This is a genomic window from Amycolatopsis mongoliensis (genome assembly GCF_030285665.1).
GTDB classification, from domain to species: domain Bacteria; phylum Actinomycetota; class Actinomycetes; order Mycobacteriales; family Pseudonocardiaceae; genus Amycolatopsis; species Amycolatopsis mongoliensis.
Map to the genome: position 1 here is coordinate 5,234,050 of NZ_CP127295.1, position 14,669 is coordinate 5,248,718.

Consider the following 14,669-nt stretch of genomic DNA (forward strand, 5'->3'; position numbering starts at 1 on the left):
CATGGACGTCGTGGTCGTGGGTGGCGGGCTGGCGGGGTTGAGCGCGGCGCGGCGGCTGTGCGGGGCCGGGGCGGAGGTCACGGTGCTGGAGGCGGGCGACGACGTCGGCGGCCGGGTGCGTACCGACGTCGCCGACGGGTTCCGCTTCGACCGCGGGTTCCAGGTGCTGCTGCCCGCGTACCCGGCGTTGCGGCGGCTGGCCGACGTCGGCGCGTTGCGGCCGCGGCCGTTCACGCGCGGCACGATCGCGATGACCGGCTCGGGACGCCGGTGGCTCGCCGGACCGTGGCACGGCCTGCCCGCGGTGCGCGGCGCGGCCGGGTTCCTCGCGGGCCGGCCCGCCGACGGCGCGCGGATGGCGGTGCTCGCGGCCCGGGACGTGCTGAAAGCCGACCGCGCCGACACCGGGCGCAGCACCGCCGAGGAGTTGCGCCGCTGGGGGCTGACGCGGTCCACGGTCGAGGAGGTGCTGCGGCCGTTCCTCGCCGGGGTGTTCCTCGACCGGGAGCTGGCGACGTCGGGCCGGCTGTTCCACCTGATCTGGCGCAGCTTCCTGCGCGGCGGGGGCGTGTTGCCGGCCGAGGGCATGCAGGCCCTGCCCCGGCAACTGGCCGCCGGGCTGCCGGTCCGCACGGGCGTCGAGGTCGACGCGATCACCGAGGACGGCGTCCGCACGCGCGACGGCGAAGACATCCGTGCGCGAGCCGTGGTGGTGGCGACCGACGGCGACACGGCCGCCCGGCTGCTGCCCGGCGTCGAGGCCCCGGCCTGGCACGCGGTGACGACCTTCTACTACCGCGCCGGCGCGTCCCCGCTGCGGTCCCCGACGCTGCTGGTCGACGGCCTCGACGAGCTGCTGCTCACCACGGCTGTGCTCAGCGAGGTGGCGCCGGGTTACGCCCCGCCCGGATCGGCGTTGATCACCGCTTCGGTGCCCGACCGCGCCGATCCCGGTCTGGAGCCCCGGGTGCGGCAGCGGCTGGCGCGGATCCACGACACCGACACGCGGGGGTGGGAGCTGCTGCGGACGTACGCGATCCCGAAGGCGCTGCCGGTGTTCGGCCCCGGCGCGCCGCTGCGGCGTCCGGTCCGGGTCGGTCCCGGGCGGTACGTCTGCGGCGATCACCGCGACACGCCGTCGGTGCAGGGCGCCCTCGTGTCGGGTCAGCGGGCGGCGGCCGCGGTGCTGGCCGACCTGGTGGCGTGAGAATCATCTAACGGAGCGTTGCTCGCGATCTTACGCGGCGGAAACCTCCTCGCAGTTCGCTGATCACCACGGTGTCCACCACGACCGGGACGGTGATCATGACGACCATCTACGAGCGGATCGGCGGCGAGGAAGCCCTCGTCGCCGTGGTCGACGACTTCTACGAGCGCGTACTGGCCGACGCCGAACTGGCGGCGTTCTTCGAGGGGACCGGCATGCCGCGGCTGAAAGGCATGCAGGTCGCCTTCTTCGCCGCCGCGCTCGGCGGTCCCGACGAATACCGCGGCCGGTCGATGAAGGACGTGCACCGGGGCCGCGGCATCGGCCGGCACCACTTCGACCTCGTGGCGAAGTACCTCGCGGACTCCTTGCTCGCCGCGGGTGTGCCCGAAGAGACCACGCAGGCGATCATCGGGGCCGTCGCGCCGTTGTCCGCGGACATCGTCGCGCCGGGGCAGCCGGGAGGTGCGTGAGTCCACGGCCGGGAAGTGCCAAGGGTGACACGGCCCGGCCGGTGGTATGAACCTTTTTTCGATCGTCCCTCGAGCGCCCTGCCGCGGCGCCTTCGCCGCGGACCCGATACCCGCTTGGCGACGCTCGCGGCCGCCCTCGCGGTCGCCGTGCTCGGTTTCGCCGCGCCGTCGGCGACCGCGGCGGACAGTCTCATCTCGCAAGGAAAGCCCGTCACGGCGTCCTCCGTGGAGAACGCCGGAACCCCCGCGTCCGCCGCGGTGGACGGCACCACCGGCACCCGCTGGTCCTCGCAGTTCAGCGATCCACAGTGGATCCAGGTCGACCTCGGCGGGCCGGCGACGGTCAGCCAGGTCGTGCTGCGCCGGGAAGCCGCCTATGTCACGGCTTACCAGATCCAGTTGTCCGACAACGGTTCCACATGGTCCACTGTGTACCAGACCACGACCGGGACCGGTGGCACGCAGACGCTGAACGTGACCGGATCGGGCCGGTACGTGCGCCTCTCCACGACCGCGTGAGCCACCTCGTACGGCGTCTCGCCGTGGGAGCTGCAGGTGTTCGGCACCGGCGGCGGGACCACGCCGCCCGGCGCGGGGGTCCCGCCCGACTCGTTCTGGGGTGACACGGCCGGCATCCCGGCCGCGCGGAACGTGCTCACCGTGAAGGTGCTCAACCGGACCAACGGCAGGTACCCGGACAGCCAGGTGTACTGGAACTTCGGCGGCCAGACCCACTCGATCGCCGAGCAGCCCTACCTCGACATGCCGGCGTAGTTCGCCTCGACCAGTTCCGGGTGTCGGGCGTAACGCGGCCATCGCCTAGCGGAGGGTGGCGATCCCGGCCAGGAAGATGTCGACGCCGGCGAGGAACTGGTCGCGGTCGTCGTGCTCGCGCAGCTGCGCCGACGCCTTGTGCACGAACGGATATCGCTCCGGGTCGAGGTCCGCCCACTGCGCGGCGACCTTGGCCAGGAAGGCCGATCGGTCCGCCTCGCCGAGGGTCAGGACCCGGGCGTTCGCGGCGTTCTGCCCGGCGACGCCGAGGACGTAGTTCACGAGCGCGCCCGCGGCGTCGAAGAGCGCTCGCTCGGGCACGCCGAGCGCGTCGAGCAGGCCGCCGATGCGCTCGTAGACCGCCAGCAGCGCGGGGCGCCATGGCTCCCGCGAGAGCTGCGCGCCGACCCAGGGGTGCGCGTCGATCGCGTCGAAGAGGCCCAGTGCGACGGTGCGCAGCGCTTCCCGCGGCTCCGCGTCGACGACGACGCCGGTCATGACGCTCGCGATGACGTCGTCGGTGGCCGCCGCGAGCAGGTCGCTCTTGTTCGCCACGTGGTGGTAGATCGCGCCGTAGCCGGTGGTCAGGTGGGTGGTGAGCGCCCGGAAGGTCAGCGCGGTTTCGCCGCCGTCGTCGAGGAGCTCTTTCGCGGCCTTGACGATCAGCTCCTTGGAGAGCCCGTCGGTGCGCCTCTTCGTCATGACCGCATCATCGCACGTTTGGATCGCCGATCCAAAGTTGTGCTAGCTTGAGTGGATCGACGATCCAATCTTGGGAGGAACGATGACCGTCACGATCATCGGAGCGGGCCTCGGCGGCCTGGTGCTGGCCCGCGTCCTGCACCGGCGCGGCATCCCGGTCACGGTCTACGAGGCGGAGCCTTCACCGGCCGCGCGCCGCCAGGGCGGGATGCTCGACATCCACCCGTGGAACGGTCAGCCGGCGCTCGAGGCGGCCGGCCTGATCGAGGGGTTCCGCGAGCTGGTCCTGCCGGGCCGCGAGTCCTACCGGGTCGTCGACCGGAACGGAACCGTGCTGGCCGACCGGCCCGACGACGGAACGGGCGAGCGCCCCGAAGTCCAGCGCGGCGAGCTGCGGCGGCTGCTGCTGGACTCGCTGCCGCACGGCAGCGTTCAGTGGGGTCGCAAGGTCACCGGCGTGCGGGCGCTCGGCTCAGGGTGCCACGAGGTGAGCCTGGCCGACGGCACGAACGTCGTCACGAGCCTGCTCGTCGGCGCGGACGGCGCGTGGTCGCGAGTGCGTCCCGTGCTCTCCGACGCGCGTCCTTCGTACGTCGGCTTCACGGTCGTCGAGACATTCCTGTTCGACGCAGACACCCGTCATCCCGCGGCCGCGAAGGTGGTCGGCGCCGGGTCGCTGTTCGCGCTGGCGCCGGGCAAGGGAATCCTGGCACACCGCGAAAGTGGCGGAACACTGCACGCGTACACGCAGCTGCGGAAGCCATCGGACTGGCTCGACGGCACCGATCCCGTGCGGGTCATCGAGGAGTTCGCCGGCTGGGCTCCCGAGCTGACCGCGCTGATCACCGACAGCGACGTGCCGCCGGTCGTGCGGCGCCTCTTCACGCTGCCGGCCGGGCACCGCTGGGACCGCGTGCCGGGAGTGACCCTCCTCGGCGACGCGGCCCACTTGATGCCCCCGAACGGCGAAGGAGCCAACCTGGCGATGCTGGACGGCGCCGAGCTCGGCCAAGCGCTGACGGCGCACCCGGACGACGTGGAGACGGCGCTCGCGGAGTACGAAGAGGCGATGTTCGAGCGCGCGGCCGCGGAAGCGGACGACGAGGACATCTACGCGGTCATGTTCGGCGATGACGCACCCCGCAGCATGGCCGCCCTGCTGACCGGGGCCGAGTAGCAGGTGGGAGCAGGTCTACCCTGATCGGTGATGACCGAGAACCAGGCACCCAGGGCGTACCAGATCCGTACCTTCGGCTGCCAGATGAACGTGCACGACTCCGAGCGGCTCGCCGGGCAGCTCGAGGACGCCGGGTACACCCCCGTCGAAGACGGGGCGAAGCCCGACTTGATCGTGTTCAACACCTGCGCCGTCCGGGAGAACGCGGACAACAAGCTCTACGGCACCCTCGGGCACCTGCGTCCGGACAAGGTCGCCAACCCCGACCTGCAGATCGCCGTCGGGGGGTGCCTCGCGCAGAAGGACCGCGGGGAGATCGTCAAGCGGGCCCCGTGGGTCGACGTCGTCTTCGGCACCCACAACATCGGGTCGCTGCCGACGCTGCTGGAGCGCGCCCGGCACAACGCCGAGGCCGAGGTCGAGATCCTCGAATCGCTCGAGACCTTCCCCTCGACGCTGCCCGCGCGCCGCGAGTCCTCCTACGCGAGCTGGGTGTCCGTTTCGGTCGGGTGCAACAACACCTGCACCTTCTGCATCGTCCCCGCCCTGCGCGGCAAGGAACGCGACCGGCGGCCCGGCGAGATCCTCGCCGAGGTCGAGGCGCTCGTCGCCGAGGGCGTGCTCGAGGTCACACTGCTCGGCCAGAACGTGAACTCCTACGGCGTCGAGTTCGGCGACCGGCTGGCCTTCGGGAAGCTGCTGCGGGCGACCGGCACCATCGACGGCCTGGAACGGGTGCGCTTCACCTCGCCGCACCCGGCCGCGTTCACCTCCGACGTCATCGAAGCGATGGCCGAGACGCCGAACGTCTGCCACCAGCTGCACATGCCTCTGCAGTCCGGGTCCGACCGGGTGCTGCGCGAGATGAAGCGGTCCTATCGCTCGGCGCGCTTCCTGAAGATCCTCGACGAGGTCCGCGCGGCGATGCCGGACGCGGCCATCACCACCGACATCATCGTCGGCTTCCCCGGCGAGACCGAGGAGGACTTCCAGGCGACCCTGGACGTCGTCGAGCAGGCCCGCTTCTCCAGCGCCTTCACCTTCCAGTACTCGATCCGCCCCGGTACGCCGGCCGCGACGATGCCGGATCAGCTGCCCAAGGCCGTCGTGCAGGAGCGCTACGAACGCCTGGTCGAGCTGCAGAACGCGATCTCCTGGGAAGAGAACAAGAAGATCATCGGGCGCCGGGTCGAGCTGCTCGTCGCCGCGGGCGAGGGCCGCAAGGACGCCGAGACGCACCGGATGAGCGGCCGCGCCCGCGACGGCCGCCTGGTGCACTTCACGCCGGCCGGTTCCCAGGTCGACCGGGCGGTCCGCCCGGGCGACGTCGTCGAGACGGTCGTGACCTACGGTGCCCCGCACCACCTGGTCGCCGACGGCGACCTGCTGTCCCACCGGCGGACGCGCGCCGGCGACAACGCGGAGGCGGGGCTCCGGCCGAAGACGAGCGGCGTCACGCTGGGCTTGCCGGGCTTCGGTGCCCCGGCCGCCCGGCCGGAGCCGGTGAGCGGGTGTGCGCTGTGACGGAGTCCAAGGGCAACGGCGAGCTGGCCGAGCTGGCCGCCGAAATCGACGAGGTGGGTGACCGCGCGTCGCGCACGGTGGAGCTGGGCCGCCGCGGGTTCACCATCGCCGTGTTCTCGTTCGTGCTGCTGATCTGCCTGGTCCTGCCGTGGGTCGGCGAGCACGCGGGCTGGCAGGTGCTGGCCGGCGAGGGCGGCGGCATCCCGCAGCTGTTCGCGGCGACGTCGACCGGCGTCGGCATCCTCGCCTCGGCGCTGGCGCTGGTGACGCGCCGGTGGTGGCTGGCCTGGGTGTGCGCCGCCGGCGGCTGGTTCGCCTCGGTGGACGGGCTGCTGGCCATCTGGTCGCAGCAGTCGTCGCACGCCAGCGGAGCCGCGGGCGGCGGACCCGGCTTCGGCCTGATCATCGCCTGGATCGCGATGATCTGCCTCGCGGTGTCGTGGATGCGGACCGCGTTCTCGCGCTCTTAGATCACCACGACGCTGAACACGCTGGAGACCGCGCTGACGTAGAGGTCGGTCTCCGGGTGGTAGACGCGCAGGCTCAAGGTGGCGCGCAGGCTGAAGCTGAGGCTGAACACGAAGTTCCCGTTCGGCCGGCAGGTGCCGGTGCTGAGGTTGACCCAGACGCCGGCCTGCAGCTGCTGCACGATCACCGGCTCGCCGCCGGAGACGCTCTCCTGGCCGCCCAGGTCGGCGAACGAACCCTTGATCTTCGTCTCTTCGCCGACCTTGACGCGGGTCTTGTCGGCCTTGGCCTCGACCTTGGCCTTGTGCTTCTTGTGGCCCTGGACCGCGGCGGGGGCGGGGCCGGTGGCCGCCGACGCGACGGCCGGGGCGGCGAGCGCGACGGTGCAGGCGATGACCAGTGCGGACACGAGGTTCGATGTCTTGCTCATGATCGAAGTGGAGCACCACCGGCCGCCGAAAGCGCCCGGAGACCCCCGGCCGGGGAGCGCGTCAGACCGCTTCGGGTGACGCGTTAACCGTCCGCTTACCAGACCCGGCCCGAAGCCGTGAATGGCCCATTGACGGACTTCAAGGCCGTCAATGGGCCATTCACGGACTTGCCGTGGACTCAGCGGTCGGCGACCGCGGCCTCCGCGGCCTGGAGCCACTCGCGCCACTGCGCGGCCTGCTCGTCGGCCTTCTTCGCGCGACGCTCGTCGCCCGCCGCGCGGGCCTTGGCCGCCTGGGACTCGAACTGCTCGACGCGCTCGCGGAACTGCGCGGCCCGGGCCTGCGCCTCCGGGTCGGTGCGGCGCCAGCGGCTGTCTTCGGCGGACTTGACCGCGTCCTGGACGGCCTTCAGCCGGCCGTCGAGCTCGCGGATCCGCTCGCGCGGGACCTTGCCGATCTCGTCCCACTGCTCCTGGATCTTGCGCAGCGCGTTCTTCGCGGCTTCCAGGTTCGCGCCCGCGTCGATCTTCTCGGCCTCGACCAGCAGCTCTTCCTTGCGGGTCGCGTTCTGCGTGAACTCCGCGTCGCGCTCGGAGAACACCGCGGACCGGCGGGCGAAGAACTTGTCCTGCGCCGCGCGGAACCGCTGCCACAGCGCCTCGTCGCTGTCCTTGGGCGCGCGGCCGGCGGCCTTCCACTCGGTCATCAGGTCCTTGTAGCGGCCCGCGGTCTCGCCCCAGTCCTCGGACTCGCTGATGGCCTCAGCCTCGGCGATGAGCTCTTCCTTGCGCTGCTTGGCCGAGGCGCGCTGCTTGTCGAGCTCCGCGAAGTGCGACCCGCGCCGCCGGTTGAACCCCTCCCGGGCCTTCGAGAACCGCTTCCACAGCTCGTCGTCGGTCTTGCGGTCGACGCCCTTGACCGTCTTCCACTCGTCGAGGATCGCGCGCAGCCGGTCGCCCGCCGCCTTCCACTGGGTGGAGTCGGCGGCGATCTTCTCGGCCTCTTCGGCCAGCTCCTGCTTCCGGGCGACGGCGGCCGCGCGGGCCACCTCGCGCTCCTGCTTGGCGCTGGCCAGCGCCTTCTCGGCGTGCCCGATGACGTACTCCAGCCGCGCGGCGAGCGCGGCCAGGTCGCCGACCAGGGCGGCCTCGGCCAGCCCGTCCCGGATCTGGGTGGCGCTCGACAGCGCGTGCTTCGGGTCGCCGGCCCCGGAGGCCAGCCGGGTCTCCAGCAGCTCGACCTCGGTGCGCACGTCGTCGAAGCGGCGGGCGTAGTGCACCAGGCCCTCGTCGGGGCTGCCCGCCTGCCAGACGCCGACCGCGCGTTCCCCCTCGGCGGTGATGACGTAGACGGTGCCTTCGTCATCGATGCGGCCCCAGGTGGACGGGGTGGGCTCGGCGAGGGGCACGGGCGGGGCGGCGTGCCCGGCGTGCAGCGCGTGCGGCACCGGGTGCGGGGCCGGGGTACCGGTGGAAGTGTTCTCCTGGGCCATCGCAGGCTCCTTATCGCCTGTACGCCCGCTCGCGCGGGCGCCCCGCCGCGGAAGCGGGGCCGGGTAGTGCGGTCGTCACGGGCCGTGCTCGGATGCTACGGCCCCACGCGGCATTCAAGCAGCTCAGCGCGCACCGTGGTACTGGATGGGCCACTCGAAGCTCGTGATCCTACTTCCGGTGGACGCTCCGTGGCGGCCCGCCGGTATCGTCAGCCGCCGTGACCAGCCCCGCCGCGCCGCCCGAGACCCGTCCCGTGGCGGTGGTCGGGCCGACGGCCACCGGCAAGACCGCGCTGGCCGTGGAGCTGGCGCTGGAGCTGGGCGGCGAGGTCGTCAACGCCGACGCGCTGCAGCTCTACCGGGGGATGGACATCGGCACCGCCAAGGCCACCGAGGCCGAGCGCCGCGGCGTCCCGCACCACCTGCTCGACGTGCTGGACGTGACCGAGACGGCATCCGTCGCGGCCTACCAGCGCGACGCGCGCGCCGAGATCGAGCGGCTCCTGGCCGCGGGCAAGGTGCCGGTGCTGGCCGGCGGATCCGGCCTCTACGTCCAGGCCGTGCTCGACGACCTGCGGTTCCCGGGCACCGACCCGGCCGTGCGCGCCCGGCTGGACGCGGAGGCGGTCTCGCTCGGCACCCCCGCGTTGTACACCCGGCTGGGGGAACGGGACCCGGCCGCCGCGGCCGCGATCCTGCCGACCAACACGCGCCGGATCGTGCGCGCCCTCGAGGTCATCGAGATCACCGGCGAGCCGTTCTCGGCGAACCTGCCCAAGCCCGGCCCGGCTCGCTACGGGACCGTCGTGATCGGCGTCGACCGGGAGCCCGGGGGGCTCGACGAGCGCGTGAACGAGCGCGTCCGGCGGATGTTCGAGGCCGGGCTGGTCGACGAGGTCCGCGGGCTCGTGAAGGACGGCCTGCGCGAGGGGAAGACGGCGTCGCGCGCGCTCGGCTATCAGCAGGTGCTCGCCGAGCTCGACGGCGAAGGCGACTTCGAGGCGGCCGCCGCGGCGACGGCGCAGGCCACGCGGCGCTTCGTCCGGAAGCAACGGTCCTGGTTCCGGCGGGACAAGCGGATCCACTGGTTCGACGGCGCGGAGACCGGGCTGGCCGCACGCGTCCTGGATACCCTGGGCCGGTAATCTTGCCCCTATGGGCGGAATCGAGTTCCTCAAGGGGCATGGCACGCAAAACGACTTCGTGCTGCTCCCCGACGCGGCGGGCCGCCTCGAGCTGACCGAGGCGAGGGTCGCCGCGCTGTGCGACCGCCACCGCGGCCTCGGGGCCGACGGCGTGCTGCGCGTCGTCCGCGCCGCCGCGCTCGACGTGCCGTCCGAGGGCGAGTGGTTCATGGACTACCGCAACGCCGACGGGTCGATCGCCGAGATGTGCGGCAACGGCACCCGCGTCTTCGCCCGCTACCTGGTCGATTCGGGCCTGGCGGCCGAAGGCGAGTTCGTCGTCGGCACCCGCGCCGGCGACCGCCCGGTGGTGGTGCACCCGGACCGCTCGGTGACCGTCCGGATGGGCCCGGCGACGATCACCGGCACGTCGGTGACGGTGGTGGCCGGCCGGCCGTTTTCGGGCGTGGCGGTGAACGTCGGCAACCCGCACCTGGTGTCGCTGATCGACGACGACGTCGCGGACCTGGACCTGCGCGACCAGCCCGACTTCGACCACGACGTCTTCCCGCACGGGGTCAACTTCGAGTTCGTCAACCGCCTCGGTGAAGGCGGGCTGCGGATGCGCGTGCACGAGCGCGGCGTGGGGGAGACCCGGGCGTGCGGCACGGGCACGGTGGCCGCGGTGGCCGCGGCGCTCCACCTGGCGGGCACGGACACCGGAGCGTCCACAGTGGACATCCCGGGCGGCCGGGTCGAGGTGACGGTGTCCCGCGGCGATTCGACGCTGTCGGGTCCCGCGGAGATCGTGGCGCGCGGCGAAATCGACGAAGCCTGGTGGGCCGCCGCCGGTTCCTGACCCCCGGCTTTCTCACGCACCCGATGTGGCGTTCGGTGCGCCAGACGCACCGAACGCCACATTGGGGCGCTAGGCCGGGGCCCCGACCCTCACTTCGATCGTGAAGTCGCCTTCGCTCGTCTTGACGTCCGCGATCGCGCCCGCGGTCCGGATGTCGTGCTCGATGTCCGCGAAGCGCGCGAGAACGTCGGCCGGGCCGGTCACCGACAGCGTCTCCACCGCCGTCCGCATCGACACCTTCGCCTCGGTCTTCGCCCGGCGCACCGCCGCGATCACCTCGCCCGCCAAGGGCAGGAGCTCCGGGTCGCCGTCGGTGGCCTCGACCGTGGGCCACGGGGCCCGGTGCACCGAGCCCTCCTGCCACCACGACCAGACCTCTTCGGTCGCGAACGGCAGGAACGGCGCGAACAGCCGCAGCACCGCCGACAACGTGGCCACCAGCGCCGCCTGGGCCGACGAAGCTCCCTCTGGACCGCTGTCGCCGTACGCGCGGCCCTTCACCAGCTCGACGTAGTCGTCGCAGAACGTCCAGAAGAACGTCTCGGTCACCTGCAGGGCCCGCGCGTAGTCCAGCGCCTCCAACGCCGCCGTGGCCTGGGAAACGACGTCCGAAAGCGCGGCCAGCAGCGCCCGGTCCAGCGGTTCGACCGCCACCGCGGAAGACGACGGCACGCCGAGGCCGAGCACGAACCGGCTCGCGTTGAGCAGCTTGGTCGCCAGGCGGCGGCCGACCTTCATCTGGCCTTCGTCCACCGCCGTGTCGACACCGGGGCGCGCGCTCGCCGCCCAGTAGCGGACCGCGTCCGAGCCGAAGCGCTCCAGCATGTCCACCGGCGTCGTCACGTTGCCCTTGGACTTCGACATCTTCTTGCGGTCCGGGTCGAGCACCCAGCCCGCGATCGACGTCTCCCGCCACGGCAGCACGCCGTGCTCCAACTCCGCGCGCACCGCCGTCGAGAACAGCCAGGTGCGGATGATCTCGTGCGCCTGCGGCCGCAGGTCCATCGGGAACACCCGCGCGAACAGGTCGTCGTCGAGGCTCCACCGGCCGACGATCTGCGGCGTGAGCGACGACGTCGCCCACGTGTCCATCACGTCGGCCTCGGCGACGAACCCGCCCGGGACGCCGCGCTGGTCCTCGGTGAAGCCCGGCGGGACGTCGCTGCTCGGGTCGACCGGCAAGGCGCTGTCGTCGGGCAGCAGCCGCGCGTCGTAGTCGGGCTCGCCACTCGAATCGAGCCGGTACCACAGCGGGATCGGCACGCCGAAGAACCGCTGGCGGCTGACCAGCCAGTCACCGGCCAGGTTCTCGACCCACGACGAGTAGCGCACCTTCATGTGCTTCGGCACCCAGGTCAGCTCTTCGCCGCGGGCCAGCATGCGAGCCCGGAACGCGTCGTCGTTCCCGCCGTTGCGCAGGTACCACTGCCGGCTCGCGACGATTTCCAGGGGCTTGTCGCCCTTTTCGTAGAACTTCACCGAATGCGTGATCGGCCGCGGATCCCCGTGCAGGGCACCGGAATCGCGCAGCAGGCGGACCATGATCTCGCGTCCCGTGTGGACGGTCTTGCCCACCAGCGGCGCGTAGGCCTCCGCCGGGACGCCGTGGGGCGCGTCGGGCAGGAACCGGCCGTCGCGGCCCAGCACCACCCGCGTCGCCAGGCGCAGCTCGCGCCACCACGTCACGTCGGTGGTGTCGCCGAAGGTGCAGACCATCGCGATGCCGCGGCCCTTCTCCGGATCCGCCAGGTGGTGCGCCACCACGGGCACCTCGACGCCGAACACCGGCGTCCGCACGGACTTCCCGAACAGCGGCTTGAAGCGTTCGTCGTCCGGGTGCGCGACCAGCGCGACGCACGCGGGCAGCAGCTCCGGCCTGGTCGTCGCGATCACCACGTCGGAGCCGTCGGGACCGGTGAAAGCCAGGTCGTGGAACGCTCCCGGGCGTTCGCGGTCCTCCAGCTCGGCCTGCGCCACCGCCGTGCGGAAGCTGACGTCCCAGAGCGTCGGCGCTTCGGCCTGGTACGCCTCGCCGCGGGCGAGGTTGCGCAGGAACGCGCGCTGCGAGATCAGCCGGGACTCGCGCCCGATCGTCTGGTAGGTCATCGTCCAGTCGACCGACAGCCCGAGCCGCCGCCACAGCTGCTCGAAGACCTGCTCGTCGGTCTCGGTCAGGGTTTCGCACAGCTCGACGAAGTTCCGCCGCGAGATCGCCACGACGTCCTTGCCCGGCTTCTCCGGCGGCCTGAAGTCCGGGTCGTAGGGCAGCGAAGGCTCGCAGCGGACGCCGAAGTGGTTCTGCACCCGGCGTTCGGTCGGCAGGCCGTTGTCGTCCCAGCCCATCGGGTAGAACACCTCGAGCCCGCGCATCCGCTTGAACCGCGCGAGGACGTCGGTGTGGGTGTAGGAGAACACGTGCCCGATGTGCAGTGACCCGCTGACCGTCGGCGGGGGAGTGTCGATCGAGTAGATCTCGTCGCGGGTCTTCGTGCGGTCGAAGCGGTAGGCGCCGGCGGATTCCCATACGGGTACCCACTTGGCCTCCAGACCGTCGACACCGACCTTGTCCGGGACTCGCGGGCGCTCGTACGGAGTATTCATGAAGCAACTCTAGGCGGCGGGAGTACCGCTTTTCGCCGCGGTCGGCAGATCGCGCATGTGCCGCAGCGGTGAGCAGACCACCCACAGCACCGCGGCGGCCTCGCCGGTGACCGCGACCCACAGCGCGCCGCGCAGCCCGAGCCCTTCGCCGAGCGCGCCGCCCAGCAGCCCGCCGAGGGGGATCACGCCCCAGACGACGAACCGCACGCTGGCGTTCATCCGGCCGAGCAGCCGGTCCGGGCAGATCGCCTGGCGGTAGGAGACCGCCGCGATGTTGTAGATGATGATGCCGAACCAGCCGACGGCCGCGCCGAACCCGGCGAGCCCGAGCCGCCAGCCCGGCGCGGCGAACGGGAGCAGCAGGTGGCCGGGCAACGCGCACAGCGGGACCAGCCAGATCGCCCGTGCCTGGCCGATCCGCCGGGTGATCGCGCCCGAGCAGACCGCGCCGAGGATGCCGCCGGCGCCGCCGACCGCCAGCAGCACGCCGACCGCGGCCGGCGCCAGCCCGACGGTCCGCGTCAGGAACAGCACGTACACGGCGGTGAAGGCGCCGCCGAAGAAGTTCGCCGTACCCGTCGTGCCCACGATCGCCCGCAGCGGTTTGTCGGAGAAGACGAACCGCAGCCCTTCGGCGATCTGCGGGAGCAGCCGGGCGTGGGCGCCGCGGTCCGGCTCGGGTTCTCTCGCGCGGATGCGCAGCAGGAACAGCGCCGACGTCAGATAGCCGAGGCCGGTGACGAGCACGGTGTTGGCGGCGCTGATCAGCTGGACCAGCACGCCGGCGGCGCCCGGCCCGGCGATCTGCGCCGTCGACTGGACGGCCTGCAGCTTCGCGTTGCCCTCCAGCAGGTGCTCCCGGCCGACGAGCGAAGGCAGGTACGACTGGTAGGCGATGTCGAAGAAGAGCGTCGCGATGCCCACGAGCAGGACGACCACCAGGAGCTGGGCGAGCGTCAGCACGCCGGCCCACCAGCAGACCGGCACGCTCAGCAGCAGCGCGAAGCGGGTGAAGTCGGCGGTGAGCATGACCCGGCGGCGGCTCAGCCGGTCGACCCAGACCCCCGCGGGCAAGCCGAGCAGCAGGAACGCGAGCGTCTCGGCCGCGGTGAGCAGGCCCATCTCGAACGGCGTCGCGGCCAGCGTCACCGCCGCCAGCAGCGGGACGGCGGTGTTGCCGACGAACGTGCCGAACTGGCTGGCCGTGTCGCCGGCCCACAGGCGCCTGAAGTCGGCGTGGAAGAACAGTGATGACCCCCTGGGCATGCCGCGGAGTCTGGCGCGAGTGATTGGAAAGTGTCAATCACTGTTCGCTCTAAGCTGTGCGCCGTGCCGCCCGAGAGACGACGTATCGCCACCGAAGCCGAGGCCGCCGCGCTGGCCTCCGGAATACGGCTGCGCATCATCCGGTTGACCTATGCGGAGGCACTCACGAACAAGGAGCTCGCCGAGCGGCTCGGGCGGGACCCGGCGACGACATTGCACCACGTGCGCAGGCTCGTCGAGACCGGCTTCCTCGCCGCGCAGCCGCCGCGCCGCGGAGCCCGGGGCGCCAAGGAAATTCCGTATCTTTCGACGGGACTGTCGTGGACACTCGACTCATGCGGTGACAAGGACGTGGAACAGGCGGTGCTCGAGGCCTATCTGGCCGAGATCGCCGAAACCGGATTCGAGGGCGTGCACCAGTCGCGCCTGGTCGTCCAGGTGGCCCCCGAGGAGCGAGCGGAGCTGGAAACGCGGCTCAACGCCCTGCTCGAGGAGTTCCGCGCGCGCCCGCGCCGTCCCGGTGCCGAACGCACCGCAATCTACCTCGCCACCTATCCCAGCACGTAAAAGT

The 14,669-nt window shown here is 71.9% G+C and carries 15 protein-coding genes; 10 read left to right on the plus strand and 5 right to left on the minus strand.

From position 1 onward, the window contains the following. Position 1: 1 nt before the first annotated feature. The 4 genes from QRX60_RS25555 (at position 2) to QRX60_RS51455 (ending at position 2,454) form a co-directional block, all read left to right on the plus strand. Complete coding sequence (locus tag QRX60_RS25555) at positions 2 to 1,207, plus strand: NAD(P)/FAD-dependent oxidoreductase (RefSeq protein ID WP_286003304.1); 1,206 nt, start codon at positions 2 to 4, stop codon at positions 1,205 to 1,207. A gap of 71 nt (positions 1,208 to 1,278) precedes the next feature. After that, positions 1,279 to 1,680 (plus strand): group I truncated hemoglobin, encoded by a 402-nt coding sequence (locus QRX60_RS25560; protein ID WP_286003305.1) that lies wholly within the window; start codon positions 1,279 to 1,281, stop codon positions 1,678 to 1,680. 114 nt (positions 1,681 to 1,794) lie between these two features. Further along, positions 1,795 to 2,199: a discoidin domain-containing protein gene (locus QRX60_RS25565; RefSeq protein WP_332845842.1), complete on the plus strand. Its 405-nt coding sequence runs from the start codon at positions 1,795 to 1,797 to the stop codon at positions 2,197 to 2,199. 36 nt (positions 2,200 to 2,235) lie between these two features. Then, positions 2,236 to 2,454, plus strand: a complete 219-nt coding sequence (locus QRX60_RS51455; protein ID WP_332845843.1) for a hypothetical protein — start codon at positions 2,236 to 2,238, stop codon at positions 2,452 to 2,454. Positions 2,455 to 2,499: 45 nt separating this feature from the next. Here QRX60_RS51455 and QRX60_RS25570 read toward each other — a convergent pair whose 3' ends face one another. Next, positions 2,500 to 3,156, minus strand: coding sequence for a TetR/AcrR family transcriptional regulator (locus tag QRX60_RS25570; protein ID WP_286003306.1), 657 nt, complete (start codon positions 3,154 to 3,156; stop codon positions 2,500 to 2,502). A gap of 82 nt (positions 3,157 to 3,238) precedes the next feature. Between QRX60_RS25570 and QRX60_RS25575 the strand changes: the two genes are divergently transcribed. The 3 genes from QRX60_RS25575 to QRX60_RS25585 are packed head-to-tail and all read left to right on the plus strand — an operon-like array spanning position 3,239 to position 6,327. After that, the gene (locus QRX60_RS25575) at positions 3,239 to 4,333 is read left to right on the plus strand and encodes an FAD-dependent oxidoreductase (RefSeq protein ID WP_286003307.1); all 1,095 of its coding nucleotides are present in this window, start codon (positions 3,239 to 3,241) and stop codon (positions 4,331 to 4,333) included. A 30-nt stretch (positions 4,334 to 4,363) separates the two neighbouring features. Further along, complete coding sequence (gene miaB, locus QRX60_RS25580) at positions 4,364 to 5,857, plus strand: tRNA (N6-isopentenyl adenosine(37)-C2)-methylthiotransferase MiaB (protein WP_286003308.1); 1,494 nt, start codon at positions 4,364 to 4,366, stop codon at positions 5,855 to 5,857. Beyond that, positions 5,854 to 6,327, plus strand: coding sequence for an Rv2732c family membrane protein (locus QRX60_RS25585; RefSeq protein ID WP_286003309.1), 474 nt, complete (start codon positions 5,854 to 5,856; stop codon positions 6,325 to 6,327). The genes miaB and QRX60_RS25585 overlap by 4 nt, the downstream gene beginning before the upstream one ends. On the opposite strand, the gene QRX60_RS25590 is transcribed toward QRX60_RS25585, so the two are convergent. Continuing rightward, positions 6,324 to 6,755 carry a hypothetical protein gene (locus tag QRX60_RS25590; protein WP_286003310.1) on the minus strand — a complete coding sequence of 144 codons (432 nt, stop codon included), beginning with the start codon at positions 6,753 to 6,755 and terminating at the stop codon, positions 6,324 to 6,326. The genes QRX60_RS25585 and QRX60_RS25590 overlap by 4 nt on opposite strands. Positions 6,756 to 6,934: 179 nt before the next feature. Next, positions 6,935 to 8,248: a DUF349 domain-containing protein gene (locus tag QRX60_RS25595; RefSeq protein WP_286003311.1), complete on the minus strand. Its 1,314-nt coding sequence runs from the start codon at positions 8,246 to 8,248 to the stop codon at positions 6,935 to 6,937. A 218-nt stretch (positions 8,249 to 8,466) separates the two neighbouring features. Between QRX60_RS25595 and miaA the strand changes: the two genes are divergently transcribed. Both miaA and dapF read left to right on the plus strand, forming a co-directional pair. Beyond that, the gene (miaA, locus tag QRX60_RS25600) at positions 8,467 to 9,393 is read left to right on the plus strand and encodes a tRNA (adenosine(37)-N6)-dimethylallyltransferase MiaA (RefSeq protein WP_286003312.1); all 927 of its coding nucleotides are present in this window, start codon (positions 8,467 to 8,469) and stop codon (positions 9,391 to 9,393) included. 10 nt (positions 9,394 to 9,403) lie between these two features. Next, positions 9,404 to 10,231, plus strand: a complete 828-nt coding sequence (gene dapF, locus QRX60_RS25605) for a diaminopimelate epimerase (protein WP_286003313.1) — start codon at positions 9,404 to 9,406, stop codon at positions 10,229 to 10,231. Positions 10,232 to 10,300: 69 nt separating this feature from the next. Here the strand turns inward: dapF and valS are convergent, their stop codons facing one another. Together valS and QRX60_RS25615 are read right to left on the minus strand one after the other, a co-directional pair. Beyond that, positions 10,301 to 12,832, minus strand: a complete 2,532-nt coding sequence (valS, locus tag QRX60_RS25610; protein ID WP_286003314.1) for a valine--tRNA ligase — start codon at positions 12,830 to 12,832, stop codon at positions 10,301 to 10,303. A 9-nt stretch (positions 12,833 to 12,841) separates the two neighbouring features. After that, the gene (locus tag QRX60_RS25615; RefSeq protein WP_286003315.1) at positions 12,842 to 14,098 is read right to left on the minus strand and encodes an MFS transporter; all 1,257 of its coding nucleotides are present in this window, start codon (positions 14,096 to 14,098) and stop codon (positions 12,842 to 12,844) included. A 63-nt stretch (positions 14,099 to 14,161) separates the two neighbouring features. Here QRX60_RS25615 and QRX60_RS25620 point away from each other — a divergent pair, with 63 nt between their 5' ends. Further along, positions 14,162 to 14,665, plus strand: a complete 504-nt coding sequence (locus QRX60_RS25620) for an ArsR/SmtB family transcription factor (RefSeq protein WP_286003316.1) — start codon at positions 14,162 to 14,164, stop codon at positions 14,663 to 14,665. The last annotated feature ends 4 nt before the right edge of the window (positions 14,666 to 14,669 follow it).